At 64.8% G+C, this 20,219-nt stretch carries 17 protein-coding genes; 10 read left to right on the top strand and 7 right to left on the bottom strand.

The window, feature by feature from the left end:
* Positions 1-7: 7 nt before the first annotated feature.
* Together ASE61_RS03620 and ASE61_RS03615 are read right to left on the bottom strand one after the other, a co-directional pair.
* Positions 8-601: a hypothetical protein gene (locus tag ASE61_RS03620; protein WP_061964683.1), complete on the bottom strand. Its 594-nt coding sequence runs from the start codon at positions 599-601 to the stop codon at positions 8-10.
* Between the two features lie 592 nt (positions 602-1,193).
* Positions 1,194-2,399, bottom strand: a complete 1,206-nt coding sequence (locus ASE61_RS03615) for a cell wall hydrolase (RefSeq protein WP_413813518.1) — start codon at positions 2,397-2,399, stop codon at positions 1,194-1,196.
* A gap of 330 nt (positions 2,400-2,729) precedes the next feature.
* On the opposite strand from ASE61_RS03615, the gene ASE61_RS03610 reads away from it, so the two are divergent.
* On the top strand, positions 2,730-3,962 hold the full coding sequence (locus ASE61_RS03610) for an MFS transporter (RefSeq protein ID WP_061964679.1): 1,233 nt from the start codon (positions 2,730-2,732) through the stop codon (positions 3,960-3,962).
* 97 nt (positions 3,963-4,059) lie between these two features.
* Entirely contained in the window at positions 4,060-5,046 is a 987-nt protein-coding gene (locus tag ASE61_RS03605; protein WP_061964677.1) for an MDR family oxidoreductase, read from the top strand.
* A 3-nt stretch (positions 5,047-5,049) separates the two neighbouring features.
* On the opposite strand, the gene ASE61_RS03600 is transcribed toward ASE61_RS03605, so the two are convergent.
* Both ASE61_RS03600 and ASE61_RS03595 read right to left on the bottom strand, forming a co-directional pair.
* Complete coding sequence (locus tag ASE61_RS03600; protein WP_061964675.1) at positions 5,050-5,949, bottom strand: LysR family transcriptional regulator; 900 nt, start codon at positions 5,947-5,949, stop codon at positions 5,050-5,052.
* Positions 5,950-6,033: 84 nt separating this feature from the next.
* Positions 6,034-7,002 (bottom strand): L-threonylcarbamoyladenylate synthase, encoded by a 969-nt coding sequence (locus ASE61_RS03595; protein ID WP_061964674.1) that lies wholly within the window; start codon positions 7,000-7,002, stop codon positions 6,034-6,036.
* A gap of 187 nt (positions 7,003-7,189) precedes the next feature.
* On the opposite strand from ASE61_RS03595, the gene ASE61_RS03590 reads away from it, so the two are divergent.
* Positions 7,190-8,965, top strand: coding sequence for an acyl-CoA dehydrogenase (locus ASE61_RS03590; protein ID WP_061964672.1), 1,776 nt, complete (start codon positions 7,190-7,192; stop codon positions 8,963-8,965).
* Between the two features lie 17 nt (positions 8,966-8,982).
* On the opposite strand, the gene ASE61_RS03585 is transcribed toward ASE61_RS03590, so the two are convergent.
* Complete coding sequence (locus tag ASE61_RS03585) at positions 8,983-9,777, bottom strand: class I SAM-dependent methyltransferase (RefSeq protein WP_061964670.1); 795 nt, start codon at positions 9,775-9,777, stop codon at positions 8,983-8,985.
* 89 nt (positions 9,778-9,866) lie between these two features.
* Between ASE61_RS03585 and ASE61_RS03580 the strand changes: the two genes are divergently transcribed.
* The 6 genes from ASE61_RS03580 to ASE61_RS26280 all read left to right on the top strand — a co-directional run bounded on the left by ASE61_RS03580 (position 9,867) and on the right by ASE61_RS26280 (position 16,322).
* Positions 9,867-10,739, top strand: coding sequence for an SDR family NAD(P)-dependent oxidoreductase (locus ASE61_RS03580; protein ID WP_061965576.1), 873 nt, complete (start codon positions 9,867-9,869; stop codon positions 10,737-10,739).
* Positions 10,723-11,583 carry an SDR family oxidoreductase gene (locus ASE61_RS03575; protein ID WP_061964669.1) on the top strand — a complete coding sequence of 287 codons (861 nt, stop codon included), beginning with the start codon at positions 10,723-10,725 and terminating at the stop codon, positions 11,581-11,583. The genes ASE61_RS03580 and ASE61_RS03575 overlap by 17 nt, the downstream gene beginning before the upstream one ends.
* Before the next feature lie 103 nt (positions 11,584-11,686).
* On the top strand, positions 11,687-12,676 hold the full coding sequence (locus tag ASE61_RS03570; protein ID WP_061964667.1) for a magnesium transporter CorA family protein: 990 nt from the start codon (positions 11,687-11,689) through the stop codon (positions 12,674-12,676).
* A 33-nt stretch (positions 12,677-12,709) separates the two neighbouring features.
* Positions 12,710-14,488: an SLC13 family permease gene (locus ASE61_RS03565; protein ID WP_061964665.1), complete on the top strand. Its 1,779-nt coding sequence runs from the start codon at positions 12,710-12,712 to the stop codon at positions 14,486-14,488.
* Positions 14,489-14,659: 171 nt separating this feature from the next.
* A complete protein-coding gene (locus tag ASE61_RS25840) occupies positions 14,660-15,328 on the top strand; it encodes an exonuclease (RefSeq protein WP_200959587.1) in 669 nt (222 codons plus the stop codon).
* Positions 15,321-16,322 carry a nucleotidyltransferase domain-containing protein gene (locus ASE61_RS26280; protein ID WP_156406965.1) on the top strand — a complete coding sequence of 334 codons (1,002 nt, stop codon included), beginning with the start codon at positions 15,321-15,323 and terminating at the stop codon, positions 16,320-16,322. The genes ASE61_RS25840 and ASE61_RS26280 overlap by 8 nt, the downstream gene beginning before the upstream one ends.
* Here the strand turns inward: ASE61_RS26280 and ASE61_RS03555 are convergent.
* Complete coding sequence (locus ASE61_RS03555; RefSeq protein WP_082617057.1) at positions 16,319-17,377, bottom strand: magnesium and cobalt transport protein CorA; 1,059 nt, start codon at positions 17,375-17,377, stop codon at positions 16,319-16,321. The two genes, ASE61_RS26280 and ASE61_RS03555, sit on opposite strands and share 4 nt — an antisense overlap.
* Positions 17,378-17,666: 289 nt before the next feature.
* On the opposite strand from ASE61_RS03555, the gene ASE61_RS03550 reads away from it, so the two are divergent.
* Positions 17,667-19,034: a dicarboxylate/amino acid:cation symporter gene (locus tag ASE61_RS03550; protein WP_061964661.1), complete on the top strand. Its 1,368-nt coding sequence runs from the start codon at positions 17,667-17,669 to the stop codon at positions 19,032-19,034.
* Between the two features lie 28 nt (positions 19,035-19,062).
* Here ASE61_RS03550 and ASE61_RS03545 read toward each other — a convergent pair whose 3' ends face one another.
* Positions 19,063-20,127 carry a cysteine synthase A gene (locus ASE61_RS03545; RefSeq protein WP_061964659.1) on the bottom strand — a complete coding sequence of 355 codons (1,065 nt, stop codon included), beginning with the start codon at positions 20,125-20,127 and terminating at the stop codon, positions 19,063-19,065.
* Positions 20,128-20,219: the final 92 nt, after the last annotated feature.

Genomic DNA, 20,219 nt, shown 5'->3' with positions numbered 1-20,219 from the left:
GATCCGCTCAGTAGCGGGAGCGGGACCAATACTGCGAGCCGGGGCTGACCATCACCTGGCGCTGCCTCGTCTCGTAGACGGCGGGGATCTCTTCCCGCACGACTTGGGTCGGACGCACCATCACCTGGCGCTGACGTTGCGTATAGACGGCGGGGACCGTCTCGTAATCGATGGTAGCCGGCGATACCTCGACGCGGCGGCTCTGGTAGCCGTAGCGGGCGGGTACATCGACCCAGCAGCCGACCGTATTGCCATAGGCGTCGCGGGTCACTTCCCAGCGGCGGCCGGCAGCCGAGATCAGCACCTTCTCCGTCACGGTCTCGTAGACGGCGGCGCGGTGATGCGGGATGCGGCGCTCGGGAGCGATCATCACATTGTCGGTCACGGTCTCGTATTCGGCCGGGACGACGCGGCGCTGCACCTGTGCCGGGCGAACCTGGTAGGTCTCGTTGATCGAGCCATAGACCGGCGGCGCGGTAACCAGGTTGTAGCAGGCGGAGCCGCGGCAGCCGCCACCGGCCTGGGCGACCGAGGTGCCGAGCAGAAGCGCCGTCGCGAGGCTGGAAGCGGCGATGAACCCTGAGGAAAGCGAGCGCACCATGTTGGACCTGACCTGTCGGTTTCGGCGCCAGGCGCCGTTCGTTGAGGACAGGAAGCCCGCTCGAAGTGATGAACGCAAGGTAAACGCTAAAACAAGGTAAAATTAACCAGTTCGGCGCGGCCCGCGCATTCATGCAGATTGCGTTCAAGTAAAGGGAAACGCTTGCTTTTTAGGGATCCGGAGGGCAGCCCGCGGGGCGGCTGGAGGCGCTCCCGGTATTAACGGCGGCGATCGAAGCGGCCTGCGGCCTGCTCGATCCCGTGCCCTTCGAACGAAGGATGCCGAGCCCGTGATCGTCCCGCTATGACACCCGAAAGGCATGGCTCGAACGCATGCCGCAGCCTCGGGCTGGCTCGTTGAGGGAAAAGGTCGCTGCGTCGCTTTTGCCGGAAGGTCACATGGACGATCTCAAGGACAACGCGTTCGTCGCGCTCTGCCTCGGCCTGGCTGGGGTCGTGACGCTCGCTTGGATCGGTGTGGTCGGTTACGGCGTCTGGCATTTCCTGTTCGGATAGCTCATCGCCTGCCGTGCCGTTTCAGGGAAGGCGATGGTCCGGGCCCGCCAATGGCTGGCAGCGGCCGTTCGGGGCGATCAGGTCTGCCCCGGCCGCAGCTGATAGAAGACGTGCTGGCCGATGGTGTCCATCTTCTTGAGCTTCTTCGCCCAGTACGGACGCACGTAGTTCGCGTGGTAATGGGTCGAGGCCCCGACATCCGGCAGGTAGGTCGTGCCGTCATAGACCTCGCGCGCGATCCTGACCGCATCGCGCCAGGAGGCGGGCTCGGTGATGCGCAGCGACTTGCCCTCGCAGGTGAAGGTGAACTGGCAGGCGAGATAGCGGTTGCTGTTCTGGTAGACCACCCCGCAGACGCTGCTCGGATAGAGCCCGCTCTTGACCCGGTTCAGCACGACCTGCGCCACGGCCGCCTGGCCGAGGAGCGATTCCGAGCGGGCCTCGAAATAGACGGCTTCCGCGAGGCAGCGCTGCTCCTTCGCCATGCTCTCCGGCGCGATCAACTGGGTATAGTCCTGCTTCACGCCGGGCTCGGCCAGGCGCAGGTCGCGGCCGGCCGGCGCCGAGGCGAGCGCGATGCGTGCGCGCTGCTGCTGGGGTGCGGAATGAGCGGGCAGGGCCGGCGGCGTGAGCGTGCCCATGACGGAGCCGACGAGCGGCGTCGACGACGAGACCTGGCTTGCCGTCGGCACCAGGGGCGAGGAACCGTCGATGCTTTCCAGATGCAGCTCGGCCTGCCGCGCCGAATGGATCTTCGGCTTCAATGGCGATACCGGCGACGAATCCGACAGGGCCGGATCGGTCAATCCCTCGTCATTGGCGTCGAGCTCGAAGCCGATCTGAGGGCCGTCGATGGCTTCGGCGGCGCGCATCGCGTCGATCGAGAAGCCGCCCGAGATCAGTTTCGGCTGGGTCTCGCCGAAGACCACGCGCTCCAGCTCGACGGAAGGATGTTCGGTGAGGCCCGGCCGCAGGCTCGGCAGCATGTCGCCCTTGGCGGTGCGGTCGACCTCGGGGAAGGTCGCTGCGGCGGAGCGCTTCATGTCCTCGCGCGGCGCGCGCGGGTCGACGACGATGCGGCGCTCCGGATCTTCGAAGGAGAGTTTCGCCTGCGTCACGGCCGAGGTCAGGGCGAGACCGGGCAGCCGGAACGCGCTGGCGGCAACCAGCATGGACGGACCTTCGGCCAGTTCCGAGACGGGGCCGGGCGCGACCCGGGCAATGGCGCTCGACGGCATGCCGTTGGGCCCGAAATTCTGGCCGGCGGAGGCGGTGAAGGACACGAGCATGCCGACGGACAGGGCCCAGGGCGCGACGGTGCTCGCGGCCCATCTGATGCCGAGGGGGCGCGCATTCCGCCCATGCCTGTGGACACGCCAATGACTCAAAGCGACAAAACCCGTCCCGATCGCACGGAACGAAAAGCGCAGCCGAACCCGCGCGCCTTCGTTGGATTCCGTTATCGCCTCGGTAAGGTTGAGCGCCGGTTAACGGCCGCCGCGCCTCTTGCCTTTCATCTGTCGCCGTGATGCGAGATTTCACGAAATCGCGCTGGTTGCCGTGCGGGCAGGGCGCTAACGTGTAGGCACACATTCGATGCTTCGGAGACATCCATGACGTCCACTCCAGCGCGCAGCTATGCTCCGGAGATCATCGTCGCTGCCGGCTGCCTGATCGCCCTGATCACCTTCGGCCCGCGGGCCAGCGCCGGCCTGTTCCAGATTCCGATGACGGTCCAGTTCAACTGGGGCCGCGATACGTTCAGCCTGGCACTGGCGATCCAGAACCTGCTCTGGGGCCTCGGAGCCCCGTTTGCCGGTGCGATCGCGGACCGTTACGGCACAGTGCGTGTGCTCTGCGTCGGCGCGCTGCTCTATGCCGGCGGTCTCGTCATGATGGCCTATGCGACGACGCCGCTGGAGCTCCATCTCGGCGCCGGCGTGCTGATCGGCTTCGGCCTCTCGGCCTGTTCGTTCAACCTCGTGCTCGCTGCCTTCGGCAAGCTCCTGCCGGAACAGTGGCGGCCGATGGCCTTCGGCGCCGGCACGGCCGCCGGCTCCTTCGGCCAGTTCCTGTTCCCGCCGATCGGCAACATCCTGATCGACACGCTGGGCTGGCAGCAGGCGCTCGTCGTCTTCGCCTTCACGCTGCTGCCGATCCTGCCGATCTCGATCGTCATGGCGACGCGCAAGACCGGCGCTGCGGCCGGTGCCGCCGCGGCCAATCTGCCCAACCAGACCATCGTTCAGGCGCTGGGCGAGGCCTTCAAGCATCGCAGCTACGTGCTGCTCGTGCTCGGCTTCTTCACCTGCGGCTTCCAGCTCGCCTTCATCACCGTGCACATGCCGGCCTATCTCAAGGATGCCGGCCTGCCGGCCTGGGTCGGTGGCTGGACCTTGGCCGTGATCGGCCTTGCGAACGCCGTCGGCTCGCTCTCCTCGGGCTGGCTCTCGACACGGATGCCGAAGCGCCATCTCCTCGCCTGGATCTATCTCGGCCGGGCGGTGGCGATCGCCGCCTTCATCCTGTTGCCGCCCAGTCCGACGACGGCGATCACCTTCGGCGTCGTGATCGGCCTGTTCTGGCTCTCGACCGTGCCGCCGACCTCCTCGCTGGTCATGCTGATGTTCGGCACGAAATACATGGCGATGCTTTATGGCTTCGCCTTCTTCTCGCACCAGGTTGGTGGGTTCCTCGGCGTCTGGCTCGGCGGCGTGCTCTACGAATCGATGGGCAATTATCAGTTCGTCTGGTGGCTCTCGGTTGCGCTCGGTGTCGCCTCGGCCCTGATCAACCTGCCGATCGTCGAGAAGCCGGTGAACAGGCCGGAGGCGCAGCCGGCCTGATCGGGAAGACGGACCTACACACGGCCGATGGGGTTGCGGTGGCGCCACGCCGCTGCAACCTTGTCGGCCTTCGTGTCTGTGCATTTCGGAGATGGTGATGACGACGTTCAAGGCTCTCGTGGCGACCAAGGGCGAGACGGGGACCAATCTCGCCTTCACTGATTTCGCTGAGAGTGACCTGATGGAGGGCGACGTCACCGTCCGCGTCACGCATTCGACGGTGAACTACAAGGACGGCCTCGCCATTACCGGCAAGGCCCCGGTGGTGCGCCGCTGGCCGATGATCCCCGGCATCGACTTTGCCGGCCGGGTCGAAGCGTCCGACCATCCCGATTTCAAGCCGGGCGACCTCGTCGTGCTCAATGGCTGGGGTACCGGCGAGACGCATCTCGGGTCCTACGCCCAGAAGAGCCGGGTCAAGGGCGACTGGCTGGTGCCGCTGCCGGCGGGGCTCACCCCCGCCGAGGCGATGGCGATCGGCACTGCCGGCTATACCGCGATGCTCTGCGTGCTCTCGCTCGAGCGGCACGGCCTCAAGCCCGCCGACGGTCCCGTCGTCGTCACCGGCGCGGCCGGCGGCGTCGGGTCGGTCGCGATCGCGCTGCTGGCCAAGGCCGGCTGGCATGTCATCGCCTCGACCGGGCGGGCCGAGGAAGCCGATTACCTGAAGAGCCTCGGCGCCGCCGAGATCATCGACCGCAACGAGCTTTCCGCGCCGGGCCGTCCGCTTGGCAAGGAGCGCTGGATTGCCGGCGTCGATGCCGTCGGCTCGCACACCCTCGCGAACCTGCTCTCGATGACGAAATATGGCGGCGCCATCGCCGCCTGCGGCCTGGCGCAGGGCATGGACCTTCCGGCTTCGGTCGCACCCTTCATCCTGCGCGGCGTCGCGCTGCTCGGTGTCGATTCGGTGATGTGCCCGAAGCTGCGCCGGATCGAGGCGTGGGCGCGCCTCGCCAGCGATCTCGACCGCGACAAGCTCGCTCTGATCACCACGACGATCCCGCTGGACGCCGTGATCGAAACCGGCAAGGCCATCGTCGAGGGCAAGGTCAAGGGCCGGGTGGTCGTCGAGATCGGCTGAGGCCTACCCCTCGAACAGCGCGCGCTGCCGTGCGAGCTCGTTGCTGCAGAAATCCATGAAGGCGCGCACCCGCGGCACATGCCGGATATCGGGATGGGTCAGCACCCATAAGCCGGTGGCGAAATCCGGATTGGGCGGCAGGAGCCGGATCAGGTCCGGCCGCTGGTCGGCGATGAAGCAGGGTAAAGGCCCGATGCCGAGCCCCTGCGCGACCGCTTCCGCGATGCCGAGAACGGCCGAGCTCTTCAGCGCGATCCGTTCCGGCGCGACATGCTCGCGCACGAAGCGGGCCGCCTTCACATGCGAGAGCTGGTCGCCGAGCGCGACCCAGTCGCGCTGGTAGAGCAGCGCCGGGCTCGCTTCCTCCTCCGTCGTGATGCCGTCCTGCGCGCGGCCATAGATCGCCCAGGCGATGGTGGCGATACGCCGGCCGACCAATGTCTCGCCCGGCGTGTCGCTGGCGCGGATCGCGATATCGGCGTCGCGTTTCGACAGGTTGAGCGCCTGGTTGCCGATGACGACATCGAGCCGGATCAGCGGGTGCGCCCGGCGAAACGCCGCGAAGATCGGCAGCAGCACGTTCTGGTAGAGCGTGTCGGTCGTGGTGATCCGCAATTCGCCCGATGGAGCGACGTCACGCCCGGCGAGGCGCCGGGCGAAGGCGGTGACATCCTCGTCCATGCGGCTGGCCAGCGCCGCCATCTCTGCGCCGGCGACCGTCGCGACATAGCCGGTCTTGCGCCGCTCGAAGAGCGGCAGTCCTACCAGTTCCTCGATCTGCCCGAGCCGCCGGAACACGGTGGAATGGTTGACGGAGAGCGCCGCTGCCGCCCCGGTCAGCCCGTCATGATCGGCAATGGCCTTGATCAGTCGGAAATCGTCCCAGGCAAGCTTGGCATTCATCGGCAAGGCGTCCTCCAGCCGGCACGCAAGCCGATATCTTGCATCGTTGCAAGCTGGAGGAATTCAAATCCCGGAGAGCAGGGCTCAGCGTGGCGCGGCGGCGCGCCGCAAACGGTCGTTGATCGCCTCGCCGAGCCCATGCTCGGGAATGCGGGCGACTGCGATGGTCTTCCGCCCGATCTCATCGAGCCGGCGCATGTATCCAAAGAGATGGGCAGCTGCCTCGCGGAGGTCGGCGGTGGGGCTGAGATTGAGCGAGGCCGGGTAAGCGCGCTCCTCGGGGCCGAAGCCGAGCCAGGCCTCGCCGTCATGAGGTGCGTCGGCGTCGAGCCTCACGCGCGCCGCGGGCGCATAATGCGAGGCGAGCATGCCGGGCGAGATCGGCGCATGGCCGGCATCGCCCGCGATGACGAGCGGCCGGCCGATCACGTGCTCGATCGCCTCGCGCGGCACGCCGCCCGGCCTCAGCAGGCGCGGCGCGCCGTCAAGGCAGGCGACGATGGTCGATTCGACGCCGACCTCGGTCGGGCCGGCATCGATGACGGCGTCGATGCGTCCATCGAGATCGGCCATCACATGGGCCGCGCTGGTCGCGCTGATCCGGCCGGAGCGGTTGGCGGAGGGCGCCGCGATCGGCCGCCCGGCCGCCTCCAGCACTGCATGTGCGACCGGATGGGCCGGAACGCGCAAGGCGACGGAGGGAAGTCCCGCCCGCGCCAGATCGCTCACCGTGCAGCCCGGCGAGGCCGGCACGACAAGCGTCAAGGGCCCTGGCCAGAAGGCTTGCGCCAGCGCCAGCGCGTTCGCATCGAACAGGCCCTGCCGGCGCGCGCTCATGAGATCCGGCAGATGCGAGATCAGCGGGTTGAAGCTCGGCCGCTCCTTGGCGGCGTAGATGCCGGCGACGGCGGTGCCGGAGGTCGCATCGGCCGCAAGCCCGTAGACGGTCTCCGTCGGCAGCGCCACGAGCCCGCCCGCCTGCAGCAGCGCCGCCGCCTCAGTGATGCCGGAGGCATCGGCGGCGAGCAGCTTGGTCGGGCGGGAGGCGAGCATCTGATGGTTCACGACGAGATTGACCGAAGATAGTTTATATATAAACTAATCGGCGAGCTGGCCTTCGAACGAAGGTCGCGCTCGCTTGCGCGTGGCTTAGGCGATAGTTCCTCGCTACCATCGCGGCAATGGCAAATGCAGGTTGCGGCTGCCCTTGCGGGTTAAGGCCGGCCTTGAGGAGAGAGAGATGAGCTATCGCGCCCCGGTTTCGGACATGCTCTCGACCATGCGCCATGTCGCGGGCCTCGATCGACTGATCACTGACGGACTGGCGCCGGAGCTCGAAGGCGGGGTCGCTGAGGCCGTGCTCGACGAGGCTGCGAAGTTCGCCGCCGATGTGATCGCACCGCTGAACCGCGTGGGGGATGCCCACGGCTCCAAGCTGAAGGACGGCGCCGTCACCACGCCGCCAGGCTGGAAGGAAGCCTACAAGGCCTGGGCCGAGGCCGGCTGGAACGCATTGCCGGCGCCGGAAGCCTATGGCGGGCAGGGCCTGCCGACGCTGCTGCAATCGGCCTGCATCGAGATGTGGAACTCCGCCGCCTTCGCCTTCGCGCTCGGCCCGCTGCTGACCGTCGGTGCCATCGAGGCGATCCATGCCCATGGCTCGGACCATCTCAAGGAGACCTATCTCGCCAAGCTCGTCTCCGGCGAATGGATGGGCACGATGAACCTGACCGAGCCACAGGCGGGCTCGGACCTCAACGCGCTGCGCAGCAAGGCCGAGCGCGTCGGTGACGGCACCTATCGTATCACCGGCCAGAAGATCTTCATCACCTATGGCGAGCATGATCTGACGGAGAACATCATCCATTTGGTGCTGGCGCGCCTGCCCGATGCTCCTCCCGGCACGCGCGGCATCTCGCTCTTCCTCGTGCCGAAATTCATGGTCAATGCCGATGGTTCGCTCGGCGCGCATAACGACCTGCGCTGCTCCGGCATCGAGCACAAGCTCGGCATCCATGCCTCGCCGACCTGCTCGATGGCCTTCGGCGATAAGGACGGGGCGATCGGCTGGCTGATCGGCGAAGAGAACCGCGGCCTCGCCTGCATGTTCACGATGATGAACAACGCCCGCCTCAACGTCGCGCTGCAGGGCGTCGCCATCGCCGAGCGCGCCTATCAGCAGGCGCTCGCCTTCGCCCATGAGCGCAAGCAGGGCGCTGCGCTCGATGCGCCCAAGGGTGCGCCGATGAGCCCGATCATCGTCCATCCCGACGTGCGCCGCATGCTGATGGACATGCGCGCCAAGACGCAAGGCGCTCGCGCCATTTCCTATCAGGTCGCCGAGGCGCTCGACCGCTCGCATCGCGAGACCGACGAGGCGAGGCGCAAGGCCGCTTCCGAACGCGCCGCGATCCTGACGCCGATCGCCAAGGCCTATGCGACGGATATCGGCATCGATGTCGCCTCGACCGGCGTGCAGGTCCATGGCGGCATGGGCTTCGTCGAGGAGACCGGGGCCGCCCAGCATCTGCGCGACGCCCGCATCGCCGCGATCTACGAGGGCACCAACGGCATCCAGGCGATCGACCTCGTCACCCGCAAGCTGCCGCTGTCGCAGGGCGATGCGGTGCATGCTCTGATCAACGAGATGCGCGGCATCGTCATGGAAGTCGAGCGTGCCAACACGCCGGGCTTCGGCCATGCTGCCGCCCGGCTCGGCGCGGCTGTCGATGCGCTGGAGCGCGCGACCGAGTGGATGCTCGGCGCACTTGGCGGCAAGCCGGCCGACGCGCTGGCGGGTGCCACCCCCTATCTCAAGCTCTTCGCACTGGCACAGGGCGGCACAGGCCTCGCCAAGAAGGCGCTCGCCACTCGTTCGGAAACCGACGGCACCGCCGATCTCGCCACCGCCCGCTTCTATGCCGAATGCATCGCGACCGAGGCTCCGGCCTTGGAACTCGCGGTCACGGAAGGTGCCGGCGCCATCGCCGACGCGGCTGCGGTCTTCGCCGCGTGAAGGCAGCGGCGCCCCGTTCAGGCGGTCGCGCCCTTGCGGGCGCGAATATGCAGGAACAGCGGGACGATATGCGTATCGGCGAGATAGGGGATGGCCCGCGCCGTCTGCGCATCGACATGCGGCTCGGCCATGTGCTCGATCGTGAGCCCTGCCGCAACGATCATCGCCACCCATTCGCTCAATGTGCGATGGAAGCGCGGCACGCGGAAGGGCTCGACGCTGGCCTTGACCTCGGCTGGGGCGGCGCCGAAGCGCCAGGTCTCGATTTCGCCGTCGATGCCGTCGAAATAGCGCCCGACCTCGATCGCACGGATTTGGCCGGCATCGTCGCGCAGAACCTTGCGATAGGGCGGCGCAAAGCAGGGATGCAGGATCGAGAACTGGAGGAAGCCACCGGACTTCAGCACGCGCGCCGCTTCCACCAGCGCCCTGTCCTGCCGGGGCATGTCCATCATCGACATGAAGGCAGTCGCGAAGTCGAACTTGGCGTCCGGGAAGGGCAGGGCGGTGCCGTCTCCGAACCGGTAGTCGATGCCGAGCGGCGCTGCGGCTTCCGCCTCCTGCGCATGGCGGATGAAGGTCGGGGCGATGTCGACGGCAACCATGCTCCCGCCGGCTTCGGCCAGCTTGCGCGTGTTCGAGCCCTCGCCGCAGCCGATATCGAGACCGTTCAGCCCCGTGATATCCGGCAGGTTCGCCAGGAAGACCGGCGTGTTCAGCGCATCGCGATAAAGGTCGTAGCCGGCCCGCGCATGCCGGGTCCAGGTCTCGGCATTGGCCTCCCAGCAGGCGGCGACATCGGTGCTGTCCATGGTGCGGCTCCGTTGCGAGGGGAGCGGGGCTATAGAGCAGGGGGTCGGCTCTGGCCAGCGGCGATTCGCCGGGAATGCTCATGACCCCCATGCAACCATCGCTCTCCGGCCGCATCTGCCTCGTCGCGGGCGCCTCGCGCGGGCTCGGACGCGGTGTCGCCAAGGCTTTGGGCGATGCCGGCGCAACCGTCATTGTCACCGGCCGCTCCAGCGAGGCGGGTCCCCGCACCGACCAGCGCCTGGAGACCTTCGAGGATGCCGCCCGCGAGGTCGAGGCGGCCGGCGGCAAGGGCTATCCGTATCGCTGCGACCATACCAGCGAGCGCGAGGTCGACGGGCTCGTGGCCTGGTCGTTACGTCGTTTCGGCCGGCTCGACTGCGTCGTTGATGCGGTCTGGGGCGGCAATGAAGGCTATGACGGCGAGCGCTATCCCGACGGCTCCGGCTTCGGCACGCCGTTCTGGCGCCGTCCCGTCGCAAGGCTGGGCGAGAGCTTCGAAAGCGGCGTCTATGCCCAGCTTTTGCTGGCGCGAGCGGTGGCGCCGGCCATGGTGCAGACGCGCTCAGGGCTCATCGTCACGCTGAGCTTCGACATGGCCGGGGGCTATCTCGGCGATGTCTTCTACGACCTCGCCAAGGCGGCGATGAACCGCTTGAGCTTCGCGATGGCCGAAGAGCTGAAGCCCTTCGGCGTCACTGCGCTCGGCCTGTCGCCGGGCCATGTTCTGACCGAGCGCGTCCGCGATGCGGGTCTCGGCGCCGAGACCACCGAGACACCGCTTTATGCCGGCCGTGCCGTCGCGGCATTGGCTGGTGACTCCGACGTCGCACGCCATGCCGGCCGGATGCTGCATGTGGCCGATCTCGCGCGTGCCTATGGCTTTACCGACCGGGACGGTTCGCAGCCGGCCCGCTACGTCATCAGCAATGAACAGGGAGGCGGGGATGTCGCTCAAGGGTAAGACGCTTTTCATCACCGGCGGCTCGCGCGGCATCGGCCTCGCCATCGCGCTTCGGGCGGCGCGGGACGGCGCCAACGTCACCATTGCCGCGAAGACCGCGGAGCCGCATCCGAAGCTGCCCGGCACGATTTATACCTCCGCCACCGAGATCGAGGCGGCCGGCGGCAAATGCCTGCCCTTGATGGTCGATGTCCGCGACGAGCAGAGCGTCGCTGATGCGATCGCGAAGACTGCCGAGACCTTCGGTGGCATCGACATCGTCGTGAACAACGCCAGCGCGATTTCGCTGACCAATACCGAGATGACCGACATGAAGCGCTACGATCTGATGAACCAGATCAATACGCGCGGCACCTATATGGTCTCCAAATACGCCATTCCGCATCTGGAGAAGGCGGAGAATCCGCATATCCTGATGCTTTCGCCGCCGCTCGACATGAAGACGCAGTGGTTCGCGCCGCATCTGGCCTATTCCATCGCCAAATACGGCATGAGCCTGTGCGTGCTGGGGCTTGCCGGCGAGCTGGCGCGCAAGGGCATCGCGGTCAACGCACTCTGGCCACGCACGACCATCGCGACCGCGGCCGTCCAGAACCTGCTCGGCGGCGACAAGATGGTGCAGGCGAGCCGCACGCCGGAAATCCTCGCCGACGCCGCCCATATGATCTTCTCGAAACCGTCCCGCGCGTTCTCCGGCAACTTCCTGATCGACGACAGCTTCATGGCCGGCGAGGGCGTCACCGACTTCACGCCCTATCGCGTCGATCCGTCGGTGCCGCTGATGCCGGATTTCTTCGTGCCGGCCGACAGCCTGCCGCCGCAGGGCGTGAAGGGCGGCGTCTGACAGCGCGGCAACGTTTCGATCCACGTTGTCATCGGTTTGACACGCGCCCCATATCGGAGTTCCTGCCGGTTTCCATCCCGACCGTGCAGCGAGATTCGCGCCCATGCTGACGATCCACGGCACATGCCCCGATTCGCGCGACAAGCTCCGCCCCGGCACGCTTGGCACGGAGGGCGCGTTTCCCGACGATATCGTCTGGATCGACCTGCTCAATCCGACGCCCGAGGAAGACAAGCGGGTCGAGCGGCATCTCGGCATCTCGATCCCGACACGCGAGGAAATGCACGACCTCGAGCCGTCCGAGATCATCTATACCGAGAACGGCGCGCGCTACATGACGGCGCGGGTGATCTGCCAGTCAGACACCATCGTGCCGGTGCTGGCGGACGTCACCTTCATCCTGACCGACAAGGCGCTGGTGACCGTGCGCTATGACGAGCCGGGCGCCTTCACCATCTTCCTCAACCGCGCGACCAAGCCCGGCGGCTGCGGCCAGCAGCCGGAAGCGGTGCTGGACGGGCTGATCGAGGCGATCGTCGACCGCGCCGCCGAGGTGCTGCGCGGCGTCGGCGACAAGATCGACATTGCCTCGCGTCGCGTCTTCGCCGGGCGCGGCCAGGATGTCGAGCGCGGCGGCGTCTATCAGCTCGTGATCCAGAAGATCGGCCAGTACGAGCACATCATCTCCAACGTCCGCGAGAGCATGGTCTCGGTCGAGCGGGTGCTGCTCTTCCTTTCGGCCAACTACACGCGCCCGAAAAAGGCGCAGACCGGCTTCTCGGCCGAATGGCGTTCCGCGGTCCGCGATGTGCAGGCGATCGAGGAGCACGCCGCCTTCCTGTCGAACAAGCTGCAATTCATGATGGACGCCACGCTCGGCCTCGTCTCGATCGAGCAGAACAAGATCATCAAGCTCTTCTCCGTCGTCTCCGTCGCGTTGATGCCGCCGACGCTGATCGCCTCGATCTACGGCATGAACTTCAAGACGATGCCGGAGTTGGAATGGCAGTGGGGTTATCCGCTGGCGATCGGACTGATGATCCTGTTCGCGGTGCTGCCCTATCTGTTCTTCCGCTGGAAGAAGTGGCTGTGAGATGAGAAGCGTGCGCGACACGTCGAAGACCGGATGACCCAGCCGCAGATTCTCTCCGTTCTTGTCGTCGCCGGCATGATGGCGGCGTTTCTATGGGGGCGGCTGCGTTACGACATCGTCGCGATGCTGGCGCTGCTCGTCGCCGTCGCGCTCGGGCTGGTGCCGGCGGCCGATGCCTTCAAGGGCTTTTCCGACGACATCGTCATCATCGTCGGCAGTGCTTTGGTCCTCAGCGCTGCGGTCGCGCGCTCACGCATCATTGAGCGGCTGTTCTCGAAGCTGGGCACGGGCCTGACCTCGACGCAGCTGCAGGTGCCTCTGCTCGTTTTCGTCGTCGCGGTGATGTCGGCGATCATCAAGAATATCGGCGCGCTCGCGATGATGCTGCCGATCGCCTATCAGCTCGCGCGCAAGAGCGGGAAATCGCCCTCGGTCTTCCTGATGCCGATGGCCTTCGCCTCGCTGCTCGGCGGCATCGTCACGCTGGTCGGAACCTCGCCCAACGTCATTGTCGCGCGCGTCCGGCAGGAACTCGGCGGCGAGCCGTTCCGCATGTTCGATTTCGCACCCGTAGGCATCGTGGTGGCGCTGGCGGGCTGCCTCTTCCTCAGCGTCGGCTACCGCCTGCTGCCGCGCGACCGTCGCGGCGCCGTCTCGCTCGACCAGGCGATCGACATCAAGGACTATCTGACCGAGGCCAAGCTCCGCGAGAAATCTCCGCTCGCCGGCAAGACGGTTGCCGATCTCAAGGCGATCGGCGGCGAGGCCATCGAGATCGTCTCGATCCTGCGCAACGAGCGCCGCGTCCAGGCGCCCCTTCCGGATGCCTCGCTGAAGGCCGGCGACATCCTGCTGCTGCGCGGCGACGCCGCCGTGCTGGAGCGGGTCGTCGCCGAAGGCGGGCTCGATCTCACCGGCAAGGACCGGCCGACGCAGAAGGAGGATGCGCTCGACCCCGATCGCATCGCCGAGGCCATCATCGGACCGGATTCGACGCTGATCGGCCAGTCGGCCGGCGATATCGCATTGCACAGCCGCTTCGGCGTCAACATGATCGCGATCAGCCGCTCGGGCGAGCGCTTCAGCCAGCGTCTGCGCGATATCCGTCTGCGGGCCGGCGACATCGTCGTGATCCAGGGCGACGAGAAGCTGCTGCCGGAGAAGCTGTCTGAGCTCAGCCTGCTGCCGCTCGCCGACCGGCTGGTGCCGCTGGGCTCGACGCGCCGCGTCGTCCTGACCGTGACGATCGTGCTGGCGGCCATCATTGCGCTGGCCGCGGGGCTGGCTCCGGTGCCGCTCGTCTTCTTCGCAGCCGCCGTGCTCCTGATCGCCTGCCGTTGCGTGCCCCTGCGCGAGGCCTATCACAGCATCGATGCGCCGATCCTGCTGATGCTGGCCGCGCTGATACCGGTCTCCGACTCTCTGCGGACGACCGGGGCCACCGATCTCTTCGCCTCGTGGCTGGCGATGATCGGCGGCGGACTGCCCGGCTGGGCATCCGTCGCGCTGATCCTGGTGGCGGCGATGGCGGTGACGCCGTTCCTCAACAATGCCGCGACGGTGCTGGTCATGGCGCCGATTGGCGCCGGTTTCGCGAAAAACCTCGGCTACAATCCCGATGCCTTCCTGATGGCCGTCGCAATCGGCGCGGCCTGTGACTTTCTCACGCCCATCGGGCACCAGTGCAACACGCTGGTAATGGGACCGGGCGGCTATCGTTTCAGCGACTATGCGGGACTTGGTGCCCCGCTCTCCCTGCTGGTCATCCTGCTCGCGGTGCCGATGATCCTGATGGTCTGGCCGCTGAGATAGGGCTCGATTGAGGAAATTTCTAACCCGATTCGGAGTGTCAAGTTTGAAGATCAGTATCTTCCGCCGCAGAAGATAGGTACATCTGAGGGCTCACTGGGTTGCTTCCGACTTGGCTGGCTTGAGATTGATTCGCTAATCAATCGAAGTGTTACATCAATAAGATATGCGCGAATGATAAAAACGACCAGCTTTCAGTCGATGAATGCAAACAATCCGGTTTTAGATCGGGAGTTTAGTGTGCGCTTACCGAGGGCGGAAACAGTCGATTTTTATTTTTCAGCAGATATCGAGACAGATGGGCCCATACCGGGGCCTTTTTCCATGTTATCTTTTGCTCTTGTTTATGCGGGGTCATTTGATGGCGAAAATTTTCAACGCCCAAGTGCGTATGATAAAATATTCTATTCAGAGCTAAGGCCAATATCTAACTCTTTTGAACAAGAGGCTTTGGCCGTTAATGGCATCGATCGCGATCGGTTGGTTCATTTTGGGTCAGACCCATCTGCAATTATGACCGAGGCTTCTCGTTGGGTGAAGCACGTGGCGGGGAATGCTCGACCTATATTGGTAGCCTACCCTGTTAGTTTTGATTGGGCGTGGTTATATTGGTACTTTACGAATTTTTCGGCAGACGGCTCACCCTTTGGTCATTCGCAGTGCTTTGATATTAAAACAGCACTCGCTGTAAAAGCGAAGACAACAATAGCGAATTCTGGTCGCTCTAAGGTTCCTTCTTCGCTTGCTTCGCGGCGCCCCCATACGCATCACGCGATAGACGATGCGGTAGAGCAAGCAGAGATTTTTGCTAATATTTTCGAGTGGGAGGGAAGAATTGATTGAAATAGAGAGGCGCCGAGCAGGTACGATAAAACGTATTGAGGTGCTGCGAAAAAAATTAACTGCGGCAGAGGAAATTGTTGCAGGAAAAGCCTGCGTCTACGCAACTGGATCATTCGGTAGGCGGGAGGCGGGTGAGGCTAGCGATCTTGATTTGTTCATTGTTGGGCTTCGAAATGGGTCGAAGGATAGGTCCGGCGTAGAGGGTAGTAAGCTTAAGAGACTTGATGATATTTGTGTTAAAGCTGAATTGATAAGCTCTGTTCGTTCTATGGGAATTCCTGATTTTGATGGGGACGGAAGGTATCTGGTTCATTATTCCGTTGGTGAATTTACTAATACTCTCGGAACGCCGGAAGATGATGTAACCAACACGTTTACTGCCAGACTTCTTCTTTTGTTGGAGAGTACGCCGCTTATTGGATCTCAGGTTAGATCTGAAGTGATTGAGGAGGTCTTGGCTGCATACTGGCGGGATTATGAAGATCACAAGAATGATTTTGTCCCTGCTTTTCTGGCGAATGACATCCTTCGACTGTGGAGGACGTTTTGTATAAATTATGAGGCGAGAACCGAGCGGGAGCCGGACGAGAAAAAGATAAAAGGGAAAATAAAAAACTATAAACTAAAGCATAGCCGCCTTTTGACGTGCTACTCTGGGCTGCTTTATTTGCTTGCGGTGTTTGGGGAGAAGGGTACGGTGTCGCCATCGGATGCCATGCCGATGATCGATATGTCGCCAACCGAGCGCTTAGAATGGCTTTTAGGGCGAGAAAGTATTTCTGAATCTCATTGTTACATACAGGCGTTATTGTCGGGGTATGATAGATTCCTTGAGAAGACTTCGGTGTCCGAGGAGGAGTTGATGAAGATTTTTGAGGATAAGCAGCGATCTATAGAGTACATGAAGAGCGCATATGAATTTGGTGACGCCATGTTCGACGCTGTAAGCTCTGTCGGCCAAGGAAATCGTTTTCATCGGATTCTTGTTGTCTAAAGCCATCCGTTCTGCTTGAAACGCCAGTGCAGCACGACGCAGGTCGTCACGATCAGCGCCAGCACGCCGTAATAGCCATACGGCATCTCCAGCTCCGGCATGTTCTTGAAGTTCATGCCGTAGATACCGGCCACCGCCGTCGGCACCGCCAGAATGGCGGCCCAGGAGGCGAGGCGCTTGGTGATCAGGCTTTCCTGGCTCTGCCCGACCAGCAGGCTCGCCTCGAAGGCGAAGGCCAGAACCTCGCGCAGGCTGTCGATCTTCTCCTGCACGGTGCGGACATGGTCGGTCACGTCGCGGAACATCGGGGCGAGCGTCGGCCGAACCTGCGGAACGGTGCCGTTCATCAGGCGCTGGCAGACATCGACCAGCGGCGCCACCGCATTGCGCAGGCGGAGCAGGTCACGCCTGAGCATGTAGAGCCGCTCGATATCGGAGCGCGCCATCGGCCTGGCCAGGACCTTGTCCTCGATCTCCTCGACCTCGTCATGGATCGCTTCCAGCACCGGCATGTAGTTGTCGACGATGAAATCGAGGATCGCGTAGAGGATGAAATCCTCGCCCTTCGCCAGCGAGGTCGGGCAGGTCTCCCAATGCTGCCTGACCGACTTGTACGAGGTCGAGGCGCCATGCCGGACGCTGACGATATAGCCGCGGCCGACGAAGATATGGGTCTCGCCGAAGGCGATGCGCCCGTCGATCAACTGGGCGGTGCGGGCGACGACGAAGAGCGCGTCGCCATATTGCTCGAGCTTGGGCCGCTGATGCGCGTTGGTGGCGTCCTCGACGGCGAGCGGATGAAGGTTGAACTGCTGCTGCACGCAGCGCAGCAGCGCGGGCTCAGGTTCGAGCAAGCCGATCCAGACGACATGGTCATCCTTCCGCGCCCATTCGCCGGCTTCTGTGACCGGGATATCGGCGACACGCACGCCATGGACATAGACGCCCGACGCGATGACGCCGTCCTGCTGCAGATGGTCCTGTTCGGGCGGGACGGCCGCAGGGGGTGTTGCCCGCGCGGCAGGGGAGGTAAACCGGACTTCCGACACTGACATGCGACCACCTCGCCGATCGCTGGATCATCGGAGTGCAGGCTAGAACTGTTCGATCTCCGTGGAAATCACTTTTCCGACAAGCGAGAGCGCTGCTGCGCGGCAGTTTTGGTCCTGACGAGAACATCATTCGCGCGGCAGCCGGCCTTCTGCTTGGGATGGGTAGCGAAAGAGAATATTTTTATCGCACAGTGGTCAAAAAACGAAAATATCCGCTTTTGCGGAGGCCGGATCGGACAGTGTATAGGAACATTCATCTACGGCTAGGGGCCGAGCCATAAGAGATCCTGTCATGACCACCGCAATTCCCCGGACCGGCACAGCCGGAGCCGGTTCGAAACCGTTCTACTCCAGCTTCGGCTTCCAGGTTCTGACGGCCATGGTGATCGGCCTCGTCCTCGGCTGGGTCGCCCGCAACATGGGGCCGGTCGCGCCGGGCCAGCCGAACTGGCTCACCGTCACGCTCGCGACGACCGGCTCGATCTTCGTGCAGCTCCTGCAGGCGCTGGTGCCGCCCCTGATCTTCACCGCCATCGTCGCCTCGATCAGCAACCTCCGCCAGCTCTCGAACGCCGCCGCGCTGGTCTGGCAGACGCTGCTCTGGTTTGCGATCACGGCCTTCATCGCCGTGCTGATCGGCATCGCGCTCGGTCTCCTGATCCAGCCCGGCATCAATGCCGGCGTCGCAGCCGCCAGCGCCAAGGCGCCGGGCAATGTCGGCTCCTGGCTCGATTTCCTCAAAGGCCTCGTGCCCGCCAACATGTTCGGCCTGCAGGCGACGACGCGCGTCGAGGGTAGCGGCGCGACCACCCGTCTCGGCTTCAACGTGCTGCAGTTGCTGGTGATCTCGATCGTCGTCGGCGTCGCCGCGCTGAAGGTCGGCGAGCGCGCCAACAGCTTCCTCGCGCTGAACGAGTCCTTCCTGGCGATCGTCCGCAAGGTCCTGTGGTGGGTGATCCGGCTGACGCCGATCGGCACCATCGGCCTGCTCGGCAATGCCGTCGCGCAGTATGGCTGGCAGACGCTTGAGCAGCTCTCCTGGTACGCCTTCGCGATCTATCTCGGCCTCGCGATCGTGCTGCTCCTCGTCTATCCCGCGCTGCTGGTGCTGCACGGCCTGTCGCCGGCGCGCTTCTTCGCGGGCGCCTGGCCGGCGATCCAGCTCGCCTTCGTCTCCCGCTCCTCGATCGGCACCTTGCCGGTGACCGAGGCCGTGACCGAGAAGAGCCTCGGCGTGCCCCGCGAATACGCCGCCTTCGCCGTGCCGCTCGGCGCGACAACCAAGATGGACGGCTGCGCCGCGATCTACCCGGCGATCTCCGCGATCTTCGTCGCGCAGTTCTACGGCGTGCCGCTCGGCATCCAGGAATACGTGCTGATCGCCTTCGTCTCGGTCATCGGCTCGGCCGCGACGGCCGGCCTCACCGGCGCGACGGTGATGCTGACGCTGACGCTCTCGACGCTCGGCTTGCCGCTCGCCGGCGTCGGCCTGCTGCTCGCCATCGACCCGATCCTCGACATGGGCCGCACGGCGGTGAATGTCGCCGGCCAGGCGCTGGTGCCGACGCTGGTCGCCAAGCGTCAGGGCCTGCTCGATCAGGCGCAGTACGACCGAGCCGGCGATATCGAGGCGATTGACGCGACGCCGCGCGCGGCGTGATCTCGAATGGCCTGGGGCGGCTGCGGCCTCAGGCCATTACCTTGCTGACGACCTGCTTCAGCGCCGAGCTGTCCCGTTCCAGCCAGCCGGGAACCGGCAGGTTCTTCGAACGCAGGAACTCCGGATTGAACAGCTTCGACTGGTAGCGTGTGCCGTAGTCGCAGAGCACCGTCACGATGGTATGGCCCGGTCCCATCTGCTGCGCGAGCCGGATCGCCCCGGCGACATTGATGCCGGACGAGCCGCCGAGGCAGAGTCCCTCATGCTCCAGCAGGTCGAAGACGATCTGCACGGCTTCCGCATCCGGGACCTGGAAGGCGGTATCGACCGGCGCATCGACCAGATTGGCGGTGATCCGCCCCTGGCCGATGCCCTCTGTGATCGAGGAGCCTTCGGCCTTGAGCACGCCCGCCGTGTAGAAGGAATAGAGCGCCGCGCCCATCGGATCGGCGAGCCCGATCGTCACCTTGGGATTGCGCGCCTTCAGCGCCATGCCGACGCCGGCCAGCGTACCCCCTGAGCCGACCGCGCAGATGAAACCGTCGACCTGGCCGGCCGTCTGCTCCCAGATTTCCGGGCCGGTCGTGTCGATATGGCCCTGCCGGTTCGCGACATTGTCGAACTGGTTGGCCCAGACGGCGCCGTTCGGCTCGGTCTTCGCCAGTTCCTCGGCGAGGCGGCCCGAGACCTTCACGTAGTTGTTCGGATTGGCGTAAGGCGCCGCCGGCACCTCGACCAGCGTCGCGCCGGCCAGCCGCAGCATGTCCTTCTTTTCCTGCGACTGCGTCTCCGGGATGACGATGACCGAGCGATAGCCCAGCGCGTTGCCGACGAGCGCGATGCCGATGCCGGTATTGCCGGCCGTGCCCTCGACGATGACGCCGCCGGGCTTCAATTGCCCCTTCGCCTCGGCGTCGCGGATGATCGCGAGTGCGGCGCGGTCCTTCACCGACTGGCCGGGATTCATGAATTCGGCCTTGCCGAGGATGGTGCAGCCGGTTTCCGCCGAGGCGCGCTCGAGCTTGATGAGCGGGGTGTTGCCGATGGCTTCGATGACGCCGTCTTTAATGGCGCTGCTTGCGCGGATGGTCATGGCCGGATTTCCCAATTCGTCCCTGACCTGATAGGCGAAAGCCTTGCTTAGGTCATCAGTGAGCGGGCTCTGCGCCCCGAGTTCGGAACAAT

The organism is Allobosea sp. Root670 (genome assembly GCF_001429415.1).
Classification (GTDB): domain Bacteria; phylum Pseudomonadota; class Alphaproteobacteria; order Rhizobiales; family Beijerinckiaceae; genus Allobosea; species Allobosea robiniae.
Note: the sequence above shows the minus strand (reverse complement) of the source record. Positions and strands in the feature narration are given on the sequence as shown.